This window comes from Bradyrhizobium sp. SZCCHNR1093, assembly GCF_032381175.1.
Taxonomy (GTDB): domain Bacteria; phylum Pseudomonadota; class Alphaproteobacteria; order Rhizobiales; family Xanthobacteraceae; genus Bradyrhizobium.
Genome location: NZ_JAUHJJ010000015.1, coordinates 64,758 through 83,917, shown reverse-complemented (window position 1 = coordinate 83,917; position 19,160 = coordinate 64,758). Strand labels below are relative to the sequence as shown.

Here is a 19,160-nt window from a genome sequence, read left to right as displayed (position 1 = left end):
GCACAGCCCTGTTAACGTTTGTCACGTCGCCATGGTCGAGCGCCGTTCGCGCCAACGATACGAACGCCTCGGCGTTGCGGATCGACGAGCGCATCGGCGGCGGCAATCTGGTCACGCATCTGGCCGGCAAGAGCACGCAGATCTATCAGGCGCTGCACGGCGTCGGTGCCAGGATGGGACGAATGGACTCCTACGGCTGGCGGACGCTGGCGCGGGTGCCCACGCCGCACGACTTCGATGCCGCCATGCTGGAGGCGCACAAGAACGGTATCATGCCGCTGATCCTGCTGGAGTACGAAGGCAGCTATCAGAGGTTGGATCCGCCGCAGCCGATCGGATCCTATCAGGACTGGTTCGCCGCCGGGCAGGCGATGGCGAGACGTTTCCGTCCCGATGGCGATTGGGGCCGCGAGAACGGCTTTCCCGATTGGGGCGCAACCGTCTTCAGCGCGATCAACGAGCCCGACGTGCAGGCCACGATCCCGCGCCGGGACTATCACGACGCGCTAGCCGGGCTTGCCGACGGTGTTCACAGCGTCGACCCCAAGCTGCGGGTCGTTCCCGGCGGCTTTGCCACCTGCAACTCGCATGGCGATGCGACGTTGCGCGGCTACGGTCCGGTGATCGCCGATCTGCTCGAGGACGGCCGTCTCGATGGCATCGACCTGCATACCTACTACCATGATAAATGGTATCCGATGACCCGCGGCCGCGAGTTCTCGGTGCAGACCTGCTTCGACCGCATCAAGCAGGCGATGGGGCTGAGCCGCGACATCAACTTCTACGCAACCGAGTTCAACGTCGCGCGGGCCGGCGCATGGGATAGCGAGCCGGACGCGGCGAGACTGTTTCTCAATGCGATCTGGGACCAGCTTGCGGTGGTCGGCAAGGATGGCAGCATGCCGGTGTCCATGCTGGCGTTTCCTTGGAATCTCGGCGACACGCCCGATGTCGACGGTGTGGCCTATGCAATGGCGACGGGCAAGGATCCCTGGACCCCGGAGGCGCGCAGCCTCGTGGTGAAGACGGTGCTGCAGCTCGCCGGTCACATGAGGATCGTGTCCATCGACCGGCGGCTGGCGCTGTACACGCTGCGCGGACCGGATGCCGATTTGATCGTGTGGCAGAACATTGCCGGCTGGACCGACCGGCCCGGCCGCGCGGTCGAGCTCGAGCTGCCCGCATGGACGCGCAGCCTCGAGGTCTGGGGCTGGGATGGGCTGCGGCGCCAGATCGAGGCAAAGCCCGGACGTTTCTTCGTCGACGGCCTCAATGCCGATGAAACCTACATGTTTCGCGTGCCGCGGCCGTGAGTGACGACGCCAGTCGCGAAGGTCCCCGTGAGGGGGCGAGTGACAACATCTCGATGTGGTTCGCGAATCCCGTTAACTGAAAAGTAAGGCCAGCGCGACGTGGTTCACTGCCACCTGACCTTTTTACGATAATTGCAGCCACGACAATCCCGCCGCGCGACGGGTGACGCGCTGGACCTCTCTCGGGTGATGCTGGAATGCAGCCGATCAAAAAGGCCGAGATTGCGAACGACAAGCCGGTGCCGGCGCAGGCCGTGACCGGGGTTCGCATCCGAGAGATCCGCACGGCGGATCTGCCGGCGGTCGCTGCGCTGCTGACGCGCGGATTCGCCTTCCGCAGCGAGGCCTATTGGCTGCGCGGACTCGAACGTCACGCGGCGCGCCCGCGGCCGGCCGGCTTTCCGGCATTCGGCTATTGTCTCGACCATGGCGGCGTTCCCGTCGGCGTGATCCTGCTGCTGTTCTCCGAGCTCCACAGCGGCGGTAAGCCGATCGTCAGGGCCAATGTCTCGAGCTGGTATGTCGAGCCGGCGTTCCGTGCCTTCAGCTCGATGCTGGTGCGCGCGGCGACGCGCGACAAGACGGTGACTTATTTCAACATCACGCCGGCCCCGCACACTTGGCCACAGGTCGAGGCTCAGGGCTTTTCGGTCTACTGCAAGGGACAGGTCTACGCCGCGCTGGCCCTGTCGCGATCGCGCTCGGATGTCCGTATCGAAGAATTCTCCGAGGACCATGTGCATGGGCTCTCTCCCGACGCGGCCGATCTGTTGCGGCAGCATGCGCAATGGGGGTGTCTCAGTCTCGTCGCGCGCGAGGCCGATGCGGCGTATCCGTTCGTGTTTCAGAAGCACCGGGTGATGAACGCGCTGCCGGTGTATCGCCTGCTGTATTGCCGGGATGTCGCCGACCTCGTGCGCTTGGCCGGCAACATCGGCCGGTTCCTGCTGCGGCGGGGCGGCCTGCTGGTGCGGCTCGATGCGAACGAGCCCGTTGCCGGGCTGGCCGGCTGGTACTCGGACAAGCGCGGACGCAAATATGCCAAGGGTCCGCATCCGCCGCGTCTCGGCGATCTCGCCTTTACCGAGGCCGCGCTGTTCGACGGCTGAGAGGTGGCAATCGATTGGGTTGCATGGTCCCGCTGCGGCGGCCGGGATACTGGCTCGCGTGGTCTATGGGACCGATGTGACGGCACGCACAGTCTGGGCTTCCGGCCTGCGCCATCCTCCTGGCAACGGAGGTGGTCATCCATGTCTTACATTTTCGAACTCGCGCTGGCGGCGATGCTGCTGTTCTTCCTGTTCCTGCCGATCACCGATCGCAGGACGGTCATGATGAAGCTCTGCATGATCATGGCAGTCGCCATCCTGTTCACGGTTACGCTTGCCGTCCCGCATGGCGTTGCACCCTCCGCCCAGGTTCTGCGGCTGACGGCGAACTGATGTGGCGCGGGTGAGCTCGGGCCTTGCCGCTCCAGCATGAAGTTTGGACGGGGCAATCCGGACGGTACGGCTCGCAGACCGAACGGCCGGCGGTTGGCAGTCCGCCCCTCATCGTGTAGCACCGGCTGAACGTCACGCCACGCTCAGGGGATCCGGATGCCTGCTCTTGCCCATGCGCTGCTTGCCGCCCTGAAGGACCACGGCGCCCGCGAGATCTTTGGCATTCCCGGCGACTTCGTGCTGCCGCTGTTCAAGGTCATCGAGGAGAGCAACATCCTGCCGAGCGTCACGCTGAGCCATGAGCCGGCGGTCGGCTTCGCCGCGGATGCGGCCGCACGCTATCATGGCGGCCTCGGCGTCGCCGTCGTCACCTATGGCGCCGGCGCCTTCAACGTCGTGAACGCGGTCGCCGGCGCCTATGCCGAACGCTCGCCGGTCGTGGTGATCGCGGGCGCGCCCGGCGCGCGTGAGCGCGTCTCCGGTTTTCTGCTACACCACCAGGCCCGCACCGTCGACACGCAGCTCGCGGTGTTCAAGGAGATCACCTGCGATCAGGCGGTGCTGACCGATCCGGCCACCGCGCCGGCCCAGATTGCGCGCGTGCTGCGCAGCGCGAAGGAGATGTCGCTGCCGGTCTATCTCGAATTTCCGCGCGACATGGTCGATGCCGAGGTCGAGCCGGTGGTGCCGCTGCCGCCGCGGCGGGCCAGCCGCGAGGCGCTCGACGAATGCGTCGAGGAGATCCTCGCCCGCATCGCGCAGGCGGAGCGTCCCGTGATCGTCGTCGACGTCGAAATCCGGCGCTACGGCGTCGAGGACAGGATCGCCGCGCTCGCGCGCAAGCTGGGCCTGCCGCTGGTGACGACCTTCATGGGCCGCGGCCTGCTCGACAGGGCCGACGATGTCGTCGCCGGCACCTATCTTGGCGCCGCGGGCAACCCGGCGATCACGGAGCTGGTCGAGAATGCTGATCTCGTGCTGATGCTGGGCGTCATCCTGTCGGACACCAATTTCGCGCTGTCCAACCGGGCGCCGGACCCGCGCCGCATGATCCTGGCCGCCAGCCGTGAGGTCCAGATCGGCCATCACGCCTATCGCGACATGCCGCTCGGCGATCTGATCGATGCGCTCGACGAGCGTGCGACGCCGCGGGCCGCGGCGTCCGGCCTGCCGCGGCAGCGCTCGGCCTATCCGCGCGGTCTCGCGGCCGATGGCGCGCCGATCGCGCCTTCGGACATCGCGACCGCGATCAACGACATGTTCGATCGCCATGGCCGGATGCCGATGACTTCCGATATCGGCGACTGCCTGTTCACCGCGATGGAGATCGACAATACGGCGCTGGCTGCGCCGGGCTACTACGCAGGGATGGGCTTCGGCGTGCCGGCCGGCATCGGCGTGGCCGCGACCGGCCTTCGTCCGCTGATCCTGGTTGGCGACGGCGCATTCCAGATGACCGGATGGGAGCTCGGCAACTGTCGCCGCTACGGCCTCGATCCGATCGTCGTGCTGTTCAACAATTGCAGTTGGGAAATGCTGCGCGTGTTCCAGCCGGAGTCGCGGTTCAACGATCTCGATGACTGGCACTATGCTGACATCGCCAATTCCATCGGCGGCACCGGCGAGCGCGTCGCCACCCGGAGCGAGCTCGTCGCTGCGTTGGAGCGCGCGGTGCATCGGCGCGGACGCTTCTCGCTGATCGAAGTGATGCTGCCGCGCGGCAAGACCTCGGACACGCTGGCGCGCTTCGTGGCAGGATTCAAGTCGGCGCGCGAGCGCATGGCTCAGGGCTAGGATGGCCGGAAGGGCGCTCTGAACGCACGGCCGTCAACCGGTTGCCGACCGCAGCACCGTCTTGATCGCGTCACGGCCCTTCCAGGCGAAATAGGTGAGGCGGCCGCCGAACGAGCGATGGCTGCGCAGCCTGTTGGAGCCGAGCACGTGCCCAACTTCTGCGGGGAAGCGCTTGACCTCGGCCTGCACCATTCTGTCGGTATTGGCCATGATGGCGTTCAGGCGCGTGCCCCACTCGGACTCGTCGATGCGATCGATGCGGACCTGGATCGCATACTCGATGTCATAGATGCTGGTGAGGATTTCCTTGGCGGTCACGACGCGGTTGTTCTTCAACGCGACACGAAGCGCGAGCCGCTTGTCCTCGAGCTGATCGAGCACCATCGGCACGGTCATGGCGTAGGGCGCCGCGATGACATCCGCGACGTTCTTCGAGCGCGCCGCCTTGGTCGCCAGCCGCAACACCTGCCAGGGCTCCTTCAGACGCTTGGCGACCAGCGTCAACGCAAAGGGCACGGCTTCCGGCTGCCTCTTGCGCAGCGCATCGAGCAGCAGCACCATCTTCTTCACCTGCGGATCGTCGAACTCAACGATCCGGTCCGGCAGCGAATCGGCGAACTTAGCGAGTTCCTCGCGGGCGCGCAGCGCCTTCAACAGCTTGACGACGTCGTCGAACACCGACGGCGAGGCCGTATAGGCCTTCAGCTTGCTGCGGACCTGCTCGATGCCCTCGGCGCGCGCCAACGTGCCTTCCAGCGACTTCGTCACCTTGGTCTGGAACGCGCTCGCGACCTGGCGGATCTCGCGCTGCTTGTCCCCGGCGATCAGGTCCTTCATCTGCGCGTTGTAGTCTCGCGCCATGGTCGGCAGCAAATCGCGCGAGATCCATTCCCAGATCGGCGTGAGGGAGCCGCGGGCAATGCGGCCCTCATTGGCGTGCTCCGGCGAACCGTCGATGAGAAGCTGCTCGACGGGCATGAAGAAGTAGCGCGAAGGATTGATGGTGCGGTGGCCGCCGGCGCCATTGTTGTTGCGGATCTCGGCGCGCAGCCGGGCCTGGAGGTCGGCGGATCCCGGCATGTCGACGCCGCTCAGCTCCAGCCGTTCGAGCTCGCTGAGCAGACAGCTTCGTGTCAGCGGTGACAACCGCTGCAGGAATTCCCAGATCCGGTCGACCGGTCCCATTGGCGTCAGGCTGTCAGCTATATGTCAAGGTCGCTCGTCTCCACGGACGAGCACGGAGCTCATCGAAGCACGAAACAGTTGGTGCGAAATTAATGTCAGTAAACAATCGTAGCATTGCACGACATCGTGGACAGGCGTCGCGGCACGCGCCGGGGACGGGTCTCCCGAAGCACGGCATCACGCCCGGCTTAACCATTTCAGATTGTAACTTTTGGGAAAATTAGCGGCGGTTGCGCGAGTTGCCGGGAAAAATCCCGTATTGCTACGGACGGTATAATTAACCATGTTAAAGTTGCCGCCGCGTCAGAATGAGGCATGGCACAGCTGAACAACAGCCTTTCCGACGCTCACGCCGCACCTGCTCCGGGCGGCCAAGGAGTTAACGACCCGGACCTCCTGGCGACCCGTTCCGGCACATCTGCGCCGCTCGCGATGGCACGTCACGACGACCAGGGCACGCTCGCTTTGGCGCGTCAGCTGAACGGTTCGCTCACCGCCCTGATGCTCTACATGGAGGAAATCAAGCAGCGCAGCGACGAGATCGCCAGGACGCCCGGCGAGCGCCGGCATGTTCAGGTGGTCGTCGACAACGCGTTGCTGCAGACCGAGCGGATCTGCGCCCTGGTCAACCAGATGTCCGGCGCGCACGGGCAGTTAAGACCGCTGTCGCGGACGGTGCCGGCTCACGAGCAGGGCACGGCGCCCGCACGACCACCCGGCCGGGCCAGCAAGTCGCTGACCCCGCGCGAACACGAGGTCCTCAAGCTGATCAGTGAGGGGCATTCGAACAAGGAGGGCGCCTTGCGCATGGGCATCAGCCCCCGCACCTTCGAGAGCCATCGCGCCGAGGCCATGCGCAAGGTTGGCGCGCGCAACACAGCCGAACTCGTTCGCGCAGCACTTCTCAACCAGATCGGATGACGGCGGACGAGCGCGAATGCCGCGCTCGCGCTTTCGACCCCCGCGGTGCCCCGCGCTGCAGGCAATGAAGATCGGCGTCCGACCGGCTCGGTCGAACGCGCTGAGCGGGACGCGGACGTCCGTGCTGTCAGAAATAATCCTCGGCGAAGGGGCGAACCCGGGAGGTCGGGCGCAGCGGCGCCTGCGCCTTGGGCGGTGCCGGCACGATCGTAATGGTCCAGCGCGGCGGTACGCTCGCTTCGTTCTCCATGACTGAACGGACGTGGCCGGTGATCGTCGATCCGCCGGATTTCACGGTCGCGGTCCGGCCGTTGAACTGCGCAATTCGGAAACGCCTGACTTCCTTCTGGTCGGCGGTTTCAAAAGTAAACATGGGACACATCTCCTATGTGACCCCGAGTCTCGCAGCTCATGATTAGTTGATTGTGAAAATCGTGAGCCGTAGAAGTACGGCGTCAACTTATTGTAAGGGAATATGAAGATCAGGTTCAGCGAATCCGCGTCGTGAAGGTCTCGTTTGCCATCTCGGTCGTCCGAGCCCGTCGCGGCGGTGCGGCGTGCGAGACGCCGCGCAGATCGGATTGCGCCATGGAGGCCTGCGGCCTCCCTCGCTTCAATATTGCAGCTCCTGGGCGCGGGCGGCGGCGTAGGCGGCCTCGATGTTGTCGAGCAGCTCGGCATACTCCTTGGCGGACAGGCGTGGCGCGCTCTTCTCCAGCGCGAGCGCGTAGGCCGCAAGCCGGCGGTACCCGAAGGTTCCGGCTGCGCTCTTCAGCGAATGCGCCTCGCGGCCGATCTTGATGCGCTCGCCGCCGAGCGTCAGCTGGCGGAGCTGCTTCAGCCGCGCATCCGTCTCGCTGAAGAACACGTCGCGGATCTCCTCCGCGGCCTCGTCTCCGATCTCGCCGACCAGCTCGGCATAGGCTTCGCGGTCGAGCGCGGCTTCGGGAGCAATTTCGGTGTCGGCGGCAATGTCGGCGGCCCTGGCATCCGGCTGGGCCGGCACCAGCGGGGCGTCTGACGCCACGGTGTCCAGCACCGGCACGGGCAGGGGCAGCACGCGCAGGATGGCTTCCACGAGCGCTTTCTTGCGGGCCGGCTTGACGACGAAGTCGTTCATCCCGGCTTCCCGGCAGGCCCGAATATCCTCCATGAAGGCGTTCGCCGTGAAGGCGATGATCGGCACGTTGGAACGGCGCTCGCCTCGCGCGCGAATGGTCCGGGTTGCCTGGAAGCCGTCCATCTCCGGCATGCGGACGTCCATCAGGATCAGGTCGTAGTTGAAGCGGCTGGCGGCGGTGACGGCCTCGGCGCCGTCGCAGGCCGTGTCGGTCTGGATGTCGAAATCCTTGAGCATCTTGGTCGCGACCAGGCGATTGGTCGGATTGTCGTCGACCACGAGAACGCGCAGCGGCCGGCCGAACGCCGCGATCCGGTTCTGCAGCGAGGTGTAGATGCCGTCGTCGTTCTGCTCTGGCACCGCGATGGTCTCGGCAATCGGCAGCGTCAGGCGGAACGAGAAGGTGGATCCGCTGCCCAGCGTCGAGGTGACCTTGATGTCACCCCCCATCTGCTCGATCAGGCGCTTGCAGATCGCCAGCCCGAGTCCGGAGCCGCCGAACCGGCGGCTGATCGAATTGTCGGCCTGGACGAAGTTCGCGAACAGCGAGCCGATCTTGTCGGCGGCAATGCCGATGCCGGTGTCGGTCACCGTCCATTCCACCGTCGCCTTCTCGTCATCCTTCTCGATGCAGCGCGTCGTGGCGACCACTTCGCCGGACGAGGTGAACTTGACCGCGTTGGACACCAGGTTGAGCAGGATCTGGCGAATGCGGCCGGCGTCGCCGACCAGCGCCGGCGGCACGGCCGGGTCGCTGACGCTCCTCAGCTTCAGGTCCTTGGCGGAAGCCCGCGGACCGATGATGCTCAGCGTGTTGTGGACCAGGGCCTCGGCGGAGAACGCGATGTCCTCGAGCGAGAGCTGGCCGGATTCGAGCTTGGAGAAGTCGAGAATGTCGTTGAGGATCTCGAGCAGATTGTCGCCGGCATTGTGGATCGCCACCACCGAGCGGCGCTGCTCGGGATCGAGATTGGTCTCCAGCAGCGTCGTGGCGAGGCCGAGCACCGCGTTCATCGGCGTGCGGATCTCGTGGCTCATCATCGCGACGAAAGTGGACTTCGCCGCGTTCGCGGCCTCGGCGGCCTCGATCAGGTGCTCGTGGCGTTCCCACCAGCGGGAGATCAGGACGGCGGCCGCGAACACGGCCATCGCGCTCACCAGGGACACGATGACCAGAAGCGTCGCCATGTCGCGCCAGGCCTTCAGGACGTCGTGCTCGAACACCGACACCACGATCATCGCGGGATAGTTCGGCAGCATCTTTGCCGCCCGCAGGCGCATCTCGCCGGTTCGTGCGGAGGGTTCGCGCAGCACGCCGCCGGCCGACAGTGCGCGCTGACCGAAGCCGGAGGTCGGCTTGCCGATCTCGCTCGTGGGCGGAAAATGCGCGAGCAGCGTACCGTCCTCGCGGATCAGCGACACCGCGGCATCGAGACCCTGCGCGGTGGAGCCGAAGAAGTTCTCCAGATAGGGCACGGACATGGCGCCGAGCATCATGCCCATGAACTCGCCATTGGAATCGTCGAGCCGGCGGGCAAAATAGATGTTCCAGGTGCCGTCGCCGCGATTCTGAACCGGCGTGCTGAGGAAGGTCCGCAGTGCAGGGTCGGCCTTCAGCGCCTTGAAATAGTCGCGGTCGGCGATGTTGACGTCCGGGATCGGCCAGTAGCGCGAGAAGTTCAGGAGCCCGCCTTGTGCGTCGATCAGCGTCACCGCATCGATCTGCGGCAGTCCTGCGATTTTCTCCTTGAGCAGGAGGTGGGTCTGATGGTCTGACGCGACCTTGCGAAACGCCGCAGCGTCGATGGCGCCGCCGCGCACCAGGTAGTCGCGCACGCTGGTGAGCACGAGGTCGACCGATTTCACCGAGCGGTCGGCGTTCTCTGCAAGCGTGAGGCTATGGCGGCTGAGATCTTCCTCGGCGTGCTGAAGCGCGTTCTCGCGCAGATTGGTGAGGAAGAACAGGTTGCTGCCGGCAATGACGCAGATGAGGATCAGCGCGATCGCTGCAGGCGCTCCCAGAAAGCGTTTCTTGTTGCTCATCGCCTGCTACCAGCCCGCCGCTCTGACCAGCCGCCGGCAATCGGTCTCCTGCGCGATCTGCTTCAGAGTCTGCCGGAGCCGCATCAGATCGATCGGCTTCGAGAAGGGAGGATCTATGTTCAGCTCGAGAACCTCGGTGCCGGGGCGGTTGTCCAGCGAGAGGTCCGGCATGACGCAGTCCAAGTTCCTCTTCTGCAGGACGATCGAGGCTGCGTCGACCGGGCTCACGTCCGTCGTGTTGAAGCCGGCCTGTGCTGCGATCTTTCGCAAGATGGACAGATGCACGGCGGCATCTTCGATCACGAGGAGGTCGTTGCGCATGAATTCCCTGTCCCGTTGCCACCCTGACGCGGTCATCGGCAAGCAGGATTATGTCTATCGGCCGGCTCTGACCCCCTCGTAAATTTTGGTTTCCGTACGACTACGGGGAGGGCACGGCGATGTATGCGTCCTGCCGTCGTCAACCACGCGGAGTTCGCCCGCCAAAGAGAAAGCGGCCGAACACCGGTCCGGCCGCCGCGCAGGACATTCCCAGGGAGCTCGGCTATTCGGCCGGGCCGAACACGGCTTCCATCTTGGTCTTGAGCGTCGCCGCATTGAACGGCTTGACGATGTAGTTGCTCACGCCGGCCTTCTTGGCGGCGATGACGTTTTCGGTCTTCGACTCGGCTGTGATCATGATGAACGGGGTCTTCGACAGCTCCGGGCTGGCGCGCACCTCCCGGAGCAGGTCGTAGCCGGTCATCGGTTCCATGTTCCAGTCGGAGATCACCAGACCGTACTTCTTCGCCTGCATCTTCGAGAGCGCGGCCGATCCGTCGCTGGCGTCGTCGACGTTCTCAAATCCGAGCTGCTTCAGCAGGTTGCGGATGATCCGGATCATAGTGGCGTAGTCATCGACCACCAGGATCGGCATCGACAGATCAAAGGCCATGTCATTACTCCGCGCGTTTGGTCAAAAGCCGAACACGGGCGAGGTATATCAGCACGAAGATTATTCGACGCCTCTTGGAACTCGCGCTCGTCAGCACGTCGACAATTATCAGCGCCCGTTGAACAGCGCGTTAATTCCAGCGGTGCCGACGATGGGGATCATGCCACGGGCCGTAGTTGTACGGAGGCAAGGGCGCTCGGCGAGGCAACGGCGCGCGACGAGCGAGGGCCGGAACGACGCCTGCTCACGGCACGCTGCGTGGCCGGACCAGATTCTCGTAGTGGGCCTTCACCGTACCGTAGCACTCGCACGCCGTCTTCTTCAGCCCGTCCAGATCGATGATCTCGATATGGCCGCGGCTATAGTGGATGAAGTCCGCCTGCTGCAGCGTGCTCGCCACCAGCGAGACGCTGTTGCGCCGGGCGCCGATCATCTGCGCCAGGGCCTCCTGGGTGATGTAGAGCTTGTTGCCGCCTGAAAGGTCATGCGTCTGCAGCAGGCAACGGGCGAGACGTGACTCGACGGTGTGGGCGGCGTTGCAACCGGCGGTCTGCTGGCTCTGCACGTAGATGGCGAGTGCGTGGCGCAACATCAGCGCGCGAAACGAGGGGCTCTGTTCGGCGGCCGCCCGTACCTTGTCGATGTCGACGACCGATGCAGCACCGGGAACGAGGACCGCCGCGCTGTTCAGCACCACCGGATCGCCGCCCGCGAGCAGGGACATGCTTCCGAAGAGACTATCGCGACCGATCATCGCCACCTGAACACGCTCTCCGCGCGCGAGGTTCACGACCAGCGAGATGACGCCGCGATGAGGAAAGTAGATGCGCGAAAGCTTTTCGCCGACCTCGGCGAGAATGGAGTCCTGCACCAGATCCACGGTCCGCAGATAGGGTCGGATCAGCTCGAAGTCATCGTCGGTCAGTGACGACAGGAAGCCGTTCGGAGAACGCAAGCTGGGGTCCAAAGCCATCTCCTGCATTGCAGTAACGGAGCCTCGCAGATCTCAATGCACTCATGGTTCCATAGAACTGCGTCCTATCCGCTGACAAGAAGAATCACGGGTAATATTCCCAGTAAAGGCCATTCGTTCCTGCTGTGCTCGTTGTCGTGCAGACGGGCGCGGATGCGCGGTTGCGCATTTGGCCATCAACATGTGTGCGATGTGCTGATCTGATAGCGCGCTGTTGTATACAGTCGGCACGCATCGGCCTCGGCTGGTGAAAGCAGCGCAACGCGCTTGCGGCGGGCCTCCTTCTTGCTCCGGCCGCCGCAGCTCCGGCGGGCACGGACACCACGTAGCATGCGGCCGCATTGACAGCGGACATCTTGAAGCCAAAATCGCTAATAAGCGCGCTGATTCGTTGACGGATCTTTTTCTGTCGGATGCAACCCTCGTCGCGAGTGGAGGCATCGGCCGGTGCTTTGCGACTGGCGGTGACGAGGTTGTCGTCATTGCAGGAGCAGGAGTCCGCCTGATGCTGCATCCAGCTGGAGCGCGATCGATGGTCAGCGATGAGACTGAGCGCCAAGACGAAGCTGAACGTTGCAGCGGCGTCCGTTCGTTTGCGTCCCGATAGCCCCGCCGTCCTCCCCCCCCAACAGGTAATGCAGGATTCATGGCCTCTTCCACCTACCAGCGGTCCAACCAGTCGTTGCCGAGCGCGGGCGTAGACATTCCGGCCGCAGCGACGCCGGACATCCACCCAGGAATGGCGATCGTCGGTCAGGTTGCCGGTGGGCTACTGCACGACTTCAACAACATTCTCACCGTGATCACGGGGACCATCGACATTCTCGCCGAAGCGGTCGAGGACAAGCCCGAACTGGCGGCCGTCGCGCGTCTGATCGACGAGGCTGCGACTCGTGGCGCTCGATTGACCTCGCAGCTTCTGTCGTTCGCAAGAGGCCGGCCGCCGCTGCCATGTGCGGTGGAGTTGAACGAGCTCCTGATCGACGTCGCTCGTCTGCTTCGTCCGACATTGGGCACCGAGGTCGAGGTGACGACATCGGTGGGCGCGGACGTGCCGGCCGTCTTCGCCGATCCGGGACAACTGATGGCGGCACTGCTGTGTCTTGCGATCGGGGCCCGACATCGATTGGAGCATGGCGGCCGCATCGACATCGAGGCAAGGCGCATGCGTGCGGACGCCTCGGGTGCCGACGGCATTTCCTCCGACGTGCTGATCGTGTTGACGGCGTCAGTGAGCGCGGCGGATGCCTCTCCGGCCGATCCCGCCTTCTCGGAGATCCGCATGGTCGAGGATTTCGTCAGGCGTTCGAACGGACGTCTGGAGCTCAAGGAGCCGCGCGGCCGGACCGCCGGCGTCGAGATCGTCCTCCCGCGCGCCGACCGCGTCCCCTCGTAGTCGGCCGCTCTTCCGCAAAGCTCATAGTTAGCGCTGCCTTAACGGTCACGCCGCGCATCGGCGCACGCCAACCGCGATGCCGTGTCAGCGCGCCATTTTACCGCGAGTCTCTGCGGTCTGCGCGCATTTGATCGAACTGATTAGCGGCCAATTAGGATTAACGGCGGTGGCGGACGCCGCGCGCGGCCGTTCCGGGATCAATTTAACGAACGGGTAGGATTCCGCGGACCAGTCTGCGCCATCGCCGACAGAACGGTGCGGCGATGTTTACTCATGTTCATCCAGAAGGGAATGACAATGTCAGGTATCGTCCTCTCCGCGTCGGTTCGCCAGAACCTGCTCTCGCTCCAGTCGACGGCTCAGCTCCTCGCGACCACGCAGAACAACCTCTCCACGGGCAAGAAGGTCAACTCGGCGCTCGACAATCCGACCAACTTCTTCACCGCCCAGGGTCTCGACAACCGCGCTTCCGACATCTCCAATCTGCTCGACGGCATCGGCAACGGCGTGCAGGTGCTGCAGGCCGCCAATACCGGCATCACCTCGCTGCAGAAGCTCGTCGACAGCGCCAAGTCGATCGCCAACCAGGTTCTGCAGAGCGCGGTGGGTTACTCCACCAAGTCGAGCGTGACCTCGGCGGCTCTGACCGGCGCGACCGCCACCGACCTGCTCGGCTCCAGCTCGACGGCTGTGACCGGCTCGGTCGTGAACAACGACAATACCTCGAGCGCGGTGGCGATCACCGGCTCGACCAAGCTGTCGGGCACGGCGGGCACCGCGTCGAACAACCTCGCCACCGGCATCACCTCCGGTGAGACGCTGGTCGTCAACGGCACCACCTTCACCTTCGTCACCGGCACGTCCTCGTCCGGCACCAACATCGGCATCGGCGACAGCGTCAGCAACCTGCTGTCGGCGATCCAGACCCAGACCGGCGTGACCGCGTCGATCACCGCGGGTGCGATCACCCTGACGCCTCCGGCGGCGGGATTGACGCTCTCGGGCAGCACCGGCACCTTGGGCAAGCTCGGGCTGACTGCCGTCGGCGATGGCTTGTCAGGTCAGACCTTGACGGTCGGCGCCACAGGAGGTGGCACCGCGACCAGCATCACGTTCGGTCTAGGGACAGGACAGGTCAAGTCGCTGAACGATCTCAACGCCAAGCTCGCAGCCAACAACCTGCAGGCCACGGTCGACTCGTCCACCGGCAAGATCTCGATCACCACGACCAACGACGCGGCTTCGGCCACGATCGGCGCGATCGGTGGTACGTCGGCTGCGGCCAGCCAGGCCTTCAATGGTCTGACGGCGGCGGCTCCGGTGGCGGATGCGACCGCGCAGACGCAGCGCGCGAGCCTGGTCTCGCAGTACAACAACGTGCTGGCGCAGATCAACACGACCGCTGCTGACGCTTCGTTCAACGGCATCAACCTGCTGAACGGCGACACGCTGAAGCTGACCTTCAACGAAACCGGCAAGTCGACGCTGTCGATCACTGGTGTCACGTTCAACTCGGCGGGCCTCGGCCTCTCGACGTTGACCTCGGGCACCGACTTCCTCGACAACAGCTCGGCGAACAAGGTCATCGGCGTGCTCACCACCGCGAGCTCCACGCTGCGCAACGAGGCCTCGACGCTGGGTTCGAACCTCTCGGTCGTGCAGGTTCGTCAGGACTTCAACAAGAACCTGATCAACGTGCTGCAGACCGGCTCGTCGAACCTGACGCTGGCCGACACCAACGAGGAAGCGGCCAACAGCCAGGCGCTGTCGACCCGCCAGTCGATCGCGGTGTCCGCGCTGTCGCTCGCCAACCAGTCGCAGGCGAGCGTGCTGCAGCTCCTGCGTTAAGGCGCGGGCGGCACCCACGAATATCGGAGGCGGCGGGGCTTGCCCCGCCGTTTTCGGCTCTAGAATATTCGAAGATTGACGTCGCTCGGCTTCGGCGTCTGCGGCGCCGGATCAGCCGGACAGTGAGCACGAGAGCAACGTCGTGTCGACGCGAATGCAGCCTGCCGACGACGCCGCTCCCGAGAGGAGACTCCCGAGAGGAGCCTTCTGAGAGGAGAGTTGGGCCATGCCCCTGCGGGTCGAGCTGAAGCCTTTCGAGCGCATCGTGATCGGCGACAGCGTCATCGTGAATTCGAACACGCGCGCCCGCTTCATCGTCGAAGGCGACGCGCCTATACTCCGCGAACGTGACACCGTCACCGCCGAGACCGCCGATACGCCGGCCAAGCGCCTCTATCTCTGCGTCCAGACAATGTACCTGAAGAACGACGCGATCCGCTATCGCGCGTCCTATCTCGCCTGCATGAACGAGTTGCGCAGGGCGATTCCGGAAGCCGCCGGCCAAGCCGAGACGGTGGATCGCCATGTCACGGAAGGAGCGCTGTACAAGGCGCTGAAGGAGATCAGGGCGCTGATCGAGCGAGAGGATCGCGCAGTCGCGCCGGCCGAAGCGATGCCTTGACATTCCGGCCGCCGAAGGGGCCGGGCTCGCCGCAGCCTGAGAGGTTGATGCTACGTCCGTATTAGCACGGACAATAAAATTAACGGGACGGATAAAAGCCCCACCTAACGATGGCACGGACAGAAAGTCTGTTCAGCCCAGTCAGCGAGGGCCGGGTATCGATCCGCGCGGCTGGTGAAGGCTGGGACCGACCGTTGCTCTGACAGGGATCAGCGGTCGCCCCGTGACCGCGGCGCCAATTCTTGGAAGGCCAGTTTCATGGATGACCTGTTGCGTGAGTTTCTGACGGAGACCAGCGAGAGCCTGGACACCGTCGATAATCAATTGGTGCGGTTCGAGCAGGAGCCGAACAACGCCAAGATCCTCGATAACATCTTCCGGCTGGTGCACACGATCAAGGGGACCTGCGGCTTCCTCGGCCTGCCGCGGCTCGAAGCGCTGGCGCATGCCGCCGAGACCCTGATGGGCAAGTTCCGCGACGGCATGCCGGTCACCGGCGAGGCCGTGACGCTGATCCTCACCACCATCGACCGCATCAAGGACATCCTCGGACAGCTCGAGGCCAACGAGGCCGAGCCCGAGGGCGAGGACCGCGACCTCATCAGCGAGCTCGAAGCCATGGTCGAGCGTGGCATGGCGGCAATGGCCGCGTCGGCGGAGCCGATCGCGATGGCCGGCGAGACCGCGCCACCGCTTGCGCCTGCAGCGCCGGCCGCGCCCGCGGTCACGCACGGCTCGCTGATCGACCAGACGCTGGAGCGTCCGCTGCGTCCGGGCGAAGTATCGCTCGACGAGCTCGAGCGGGCCTTCCGCGAGACCGCGATCGAGTTGCCGCCCGCGCATGAGAAGGCGCCTGAGCCCAAGGCCGCTGCCCCGGCGCCGGTCGCCAAGGCCGGGCCTGCCAAGGCGGAAGCAGAGGCCAGGGCCGAGGCGCCGAAGAAGGCGGCGCGCGCCAAGGCCAATGCCGATGGCGAGGTGCACGAGAACGACAAGGTCGCCAACCAGTCGATCCGCGTCAACGTCGACACGCTCGAACATCTGATGACGATGGTCTCGGAGCTGGTGCTGACGCGCAACCAGCTGCTCGAGATCGCCCGCCGCAACGAGGACACCGAGTTCAAGGTGCCGCTGCAGCGGCTGTCCAACGTCACCGCCGAGCTGCAGGAGGGCGTCATGAAGACGCGCATGCAGCCGATCGGCAATGCCTGGCAGAAGCTGCCGCGCATCGTCCGCGACCTCGCCACCGAGCTCGGCAAGCAGATCGAGCTCGAGATGCACGGCGCCGACACCGAACTCGACCGCCAGGTGCTCGACCTGATCAAGGACCCGCTCACCCACATGGTGCGCAACTCCGCCGATCACGGCCTGGAGACGATGGCCGAGCGCGCCGCGGCCGGCAAGGCCGAGCAGGGCACCATCCGGCTGTCCGCCTATCATGAAGGCGGCCATATCATCATCTGCATCGCCGACAACGGCCGCGGCCTCAACACCGAGCGCATCAAGGCCAAGGCCTTGGCGAACGGCCTCGTCACCGAGGCCGAGCTCGAGAAGATGACGGAAGCGCAGATCCACAAGTTCATCTTCGAGCCGGGCTTCTCGACCGCGGCCGCCGTCACCTCGGTCTCGGGCCGCGGCGTCGGCATGGACGTGGTGCGCACCAACATCGACCAGATCGGCGGCACCATCGACATCAAGTCGGTGCTCGGCGAGGGCACCTCGGTCACCATCAAGATCCCGCTGACGCTCGCGATCGTCTCGGCGCTGATCGTCGAAGCCGGTGGCGACCGCTTCGCGATCCCGCAATTGTCGGTCGTCGAGCTGGTGCGCGCGCGCGCCAACTCCGAGCACCGCATCGAGCGCATCAAGGACACCGCGGTGCTGCGCTTGCGCAACAAGCTGCTGCCGCTGATGCATCTGAAGAAGCTCTTGAAGATCGACGACGGCTCGTCGACCGATCCGGAGAACGGCTTCATCGTGGTGACGCAGGTCGGCAACCAGACCTTCGGCATCGTGGTCGACTGCGTGTTCCACACCGAGGAAATCGTGGTCAAGCCGATGTCGACCAAGCTGCGTCACATCGACATGTTCTCGGGCAACACCATCCTGGGCGACGGCGCCGTGATCATGATCATCGATCCGAACGGCATCGCGAAAGCGCTCGGCGCCGCCGGTTCGGCCTCGCAGGCGGTATCCGACGAGCACGCCGCGCATCACGCGATCGGCGGCGAGCAGCTCACCTCGCTGCTGGTGTTCCGCGCCGGCACGGCGCAGCCCAAGGCGGTGCCGCTGGCGCTGGTCACGCGCCTGGAGGAGATCGCGGCCGACAAGATCGAGATCTCCAACGGCCGCTACATGGTGCAGTACCGCGACCAGCTGATGCCCTTGGTGCAGATGGAAGGCGTGTCGGTGCAGACGTCGGGCTCGCAGCCGATCCTGGTGTTCGCCGACGAGACCCGGGCGATGGGCCTCGTGGTCGACGAGATCATCGACATCGTCGAGGAGCGGCTCAACATCCAGGTCTCCGGCGCCAAGGACGGCATCCTCGGCTCGGCGGTGATCAAGGGCCAGGCGACGGAAGTGATCGACGTCGGCCACTTCCTGCCGATGGCGTTCGCCGACTGGTTCATCCGCAAGGAGATGGCGACCGAGTCGCAGACGCAGTCGGTGCTCTTGGTCGACGACTCGCCGTTCTTCCGCAACATGCTGGCGCCGGTGTTGAAGTCGGCCGGCTACAAGGTGCGCACGGCGGCGTCGGCGATCGAGGGCCTCGCCACGCTGCGTTCCGGGCACAGCTTCGACATCGTCGTCACCGACATCGAGATGCCGGAGATGAACGGCTTCGAGTTCACCGAGGCGATCCGCGCCGACCAGAACCTGAACCAGATGCCGGTCATCGCGGTGTCGTCGCTGGTGTCGCCGGCGGCGATCGAGCGCGGCCGCCAGGCCGGGCTCTACGACTACATCGCCAAGTTCGACCGGCCCGGCCTGATCGCGGCGCTGAAGGAACAGATCGAGGAACGGGCGCGCGCCGAAGCCAACCGGCGGGCCGCGTGACAGCAAGCGGACAGGAGTAGCGTGCGATGAGCAGCAAGATCGAAACCACCGAGGGTGCCGCCGTCGAATACGTCACTGCGATGATCGGCGGTCAGCTGTTCGGCCTGCCCATCTCCCGGGTGCAGGACGTGTTCATGCCGGAGCGGGTGACGCGGGTGCCGCTGTCGTCGGCGGAGATCGCCGGCGTCCTCAACCTGCGCGGCCGCATCGTGACCGTCGTCGACATGCGGGCGCGGCTCGGCCTCGCCCGCGCCGAGGACGGCAAGCCGCCGATGGCGGTCGGCGTCGATCTGCGTGGCGAGTCCTATGGTCTCCTGATCGATCAGATCGGCGAGGTGCTGCGGCTGCCCGAGGAGAGCCGGGAGGAGAACCCGGTCAATCTCGACCCGCGCATGGCGAAGCTCGCCGGCGGCGTGCACCGCCTCGACGGTCAGCTGATGGTCATCCTCGATGTCGATCGCGTGCTCGAGCTCCTGCCGAAGGCAGCAATCGCCGCCTAGTCCGTCAACCGTCCC

General features: G+C 65.1%; 16 protein-coding genes. 10 read left to right on the top strand and 6 right to left on the bottom strand.

Annotated features, from left to right (window positions below; translation table 11 throughout):
- Window positions 1-92: 92 nt before the first annotated feature.
- The 4 genes from QX070_RS30245 (at window position 93) to ipdC (ending at window position 4,549) form a co-directional block, all read left to right on the top strand.
- A complete protein-coding gene (locus tag QX070_RS30245; RefSeq protein ID WP_315740840.1) occupies window positions 93-1,313 on the top strand; it encodes a hypothetical protein in 1,221 nt (406 codons plus the stop codon).
- 197 nt (window positions 1,314-1,510) lie between these two features.
- A complete protein-coding gene (locus QX070_RS30240; RefSeq protein WP_315740800.1) occupies window positions 1,511-2,422 on the top strand; it encodes an acyl-CoA acyltransferase in 912 nt (303 codons plus the stop codon).
- 141 nt (window positions 2,423-2,563) lie between these two features.
- The gene (locus QX070_RS30235) at window positions 2,564-2,755 is read left to right on the top strand and encodes a hypothetical protein (RefSeq protein ID WP_315740799.1); all 192 of its coding nucleotides are present in this window, start codon (window positions 2,564-2,566) and stop codon (window positions 2,753-2,755) included.
- A 156-nt stretch (window positions 2,756-2,911) separates the two neighbouring features.
- Entirely contained in the window at window positions 2,912-4,549 is a 1,638-nt protein-coding gene (gene ipdC, locus QX070_RS30230) for an indolepyruvate/phenylpyruvate decarboxylase (protein ID WP_315740798.1), read from the top strand.
- A 33-nt stretch (window positions 4,550-4,582) separates the two neighbouring features.
- Here the strand turns inward: ipdC and QX070_RS30225 are convergent, their stop codons facing one another.
- Window positions 4,583-5,734 carry a hypothetical protein gene (locus QX070_RS30225; RefSeq protein WP_315740797.1) on the bottom strand — a complete coding sequence of 384 codons (1,152 nt, stop codon included), beginning with the start codon at window positions 5,732-5,734 and terminating at the stop codon, window positions 4,583-4,585.
- A gap of 315 nt (window positions 5,735-6,049) precedes the next feature.
- Between QX070_RS30225 and QX070_RS30220 the strand changes: the two genes are divergently transcribed.
- Window positions 6,050-6,655: a LuxR C-terminal-related transcriptional regulator gene (locus QX070_RS30220; protein WP_315740796.1), complete on the top strand. Its 606-nt coding sequence runs from the start codon at window positions 6,050-6,052 to the stop codon at window positions 6,653-6,655.
- 127 nt (window positions 6,656-6,782) lie between these two features.
- On the opposite strand, the gene QX070_RS30215 is transcribed toward QX070_RS30220, so the two are convergent.
- The 5 genes from QX070_RS30215 to QX070_RS30195 all read right to left on the bottom strand — a co-directional run bounded on the left by QX070_RS30215 (window position 6,783) and on the right by QX070_RS30195 (window position 11,719).
- Entirely contained in the window at window positions 6,783-7,028 is a 246-nt protein-coding gene (locus QX070_RS30215) for a hypothetical protein (RefSeq protein WP_315740795.1), read from the bottom strand.
- Between the two features lie 240 nt (window positions 7,029-7,268).
- Complete coding sequence (locus QX070_RS30210; RefSeq protein WP_315740794.1) at window positions 7,269-9,818, bottom strand: hybrid sensor histidine kinase/response regulator; 2,550 nt, start codon at window positions 9,816-9,818, stop codon at window positions 7,269-7,271.
- A 6-nt stretch (window positions 9,819-9,824) separates the two neighbouring features.
- Window positions 9,825-10,139 (bottom strand): response regulator, encoded by a 315-nt coding sequence (locus tag QX070_RS30205; RefSeq protein ID WP_315740839.1) that lies wholly within the window; start codon window positions 10,137-10,139, stop codon window positions 9,825-9,827.
- Window positions 10,140-10,362: 223 nt separating this feature from the next.
- Window positions 10,363-10,752, bottom strand: coding sequence for a response regulator (locus QX070_RS30200; protein ID WP_008968243.1), 390 nt, complete (start codon window positions 10,750-10,752; stop codon window positions 10,363-10,365).
- A 244-nt stretch (window positions 10,753-10,996) separates the two neighbouring features.
- On the bottom strand, window positions 10,997-11,719 hold the full coding sequence (locus QX070_RS30195) for a Crp/Fnr family transcriptional regulator (protein WP_315740838.1): 723 nt from the start codon (window positions 11,717-11,719) through the stop codon (window positions 10,997-10,999).
- A gap of 652 nt (window positions 11,720-12,371) precedes the next feature.
- Here QX070_RS30195 and QX070_RS30190 point away from each other — a divergent pair.
- The 5 genes from QX070_RS30190 to QX070_RS30170 all read left to right on the top strand — a co-directional run bounded on the left by QX070_RS30190 (window position 12,372) and on the right by QX070_RS30170 (window position 19,145).
- On the top strand, window positions 12,372-13,121 hold the full coding sequence (locus QX070_RS30190; protein WP_315740793.1) for a histidine kinase dimerization/phospho-acceptor domain-containing protein: 750 nt from the start codon (window positions 12,372-12,374) through the stop codon (window positions 13,119-13,121).
- Window positions 13,122-13,418: 297 nt separating this feature from the next.
- Window positions 13,419-14,969, top strand: a complete 1,551-nt coding sequence (locus QX070_RS30185; RefSeq protein WP_315740792.1) for a flagellin — start codon at window positions 13,419-13,421, stop codon at window positions 14,967-14,969.
- Window positions 14,970-15,195: 226 nt separating this feature from the next.
- Window positions 15,196-15,591, top strand: a complete 396-nt coding sequence (gene flbT, locus QX070_RS30180) for a flagellar biosynthesis repressor FlbT (RefSeq protein ID WP_315740791.1) — start codon at window positions 15,196-15,198, stop codon at window positions 15,589-15,591.
- Between the two features lie 258 nt (window positions 15,592-15,849).
- On the top strand, window positions 15,850-18,645 hold the full coding sequence (locus QX070_RS30175; protein ID WP_315734104.1) for a hybrid sensor histidine kinase/response regulator: 2,796 nt from the start codon (window positions 15,850-15,852) through the stop codon (window positions 18,643-18,645).
- A gap of 26 nt (window positions 18,646-18,671) precedes the next feature.
- A complete protein-coding gene (locus tag QX070_RS30170) occupies window positions 18,672-19,145 on the top strand; it encodes a chemotaxis protein CheW (RefSeq protein WP_315740790.1) in 474 nt (157 codons plus the stop codon).
- Window positions 19,146-19,160 lie beyond the last annotated feature (15 nt).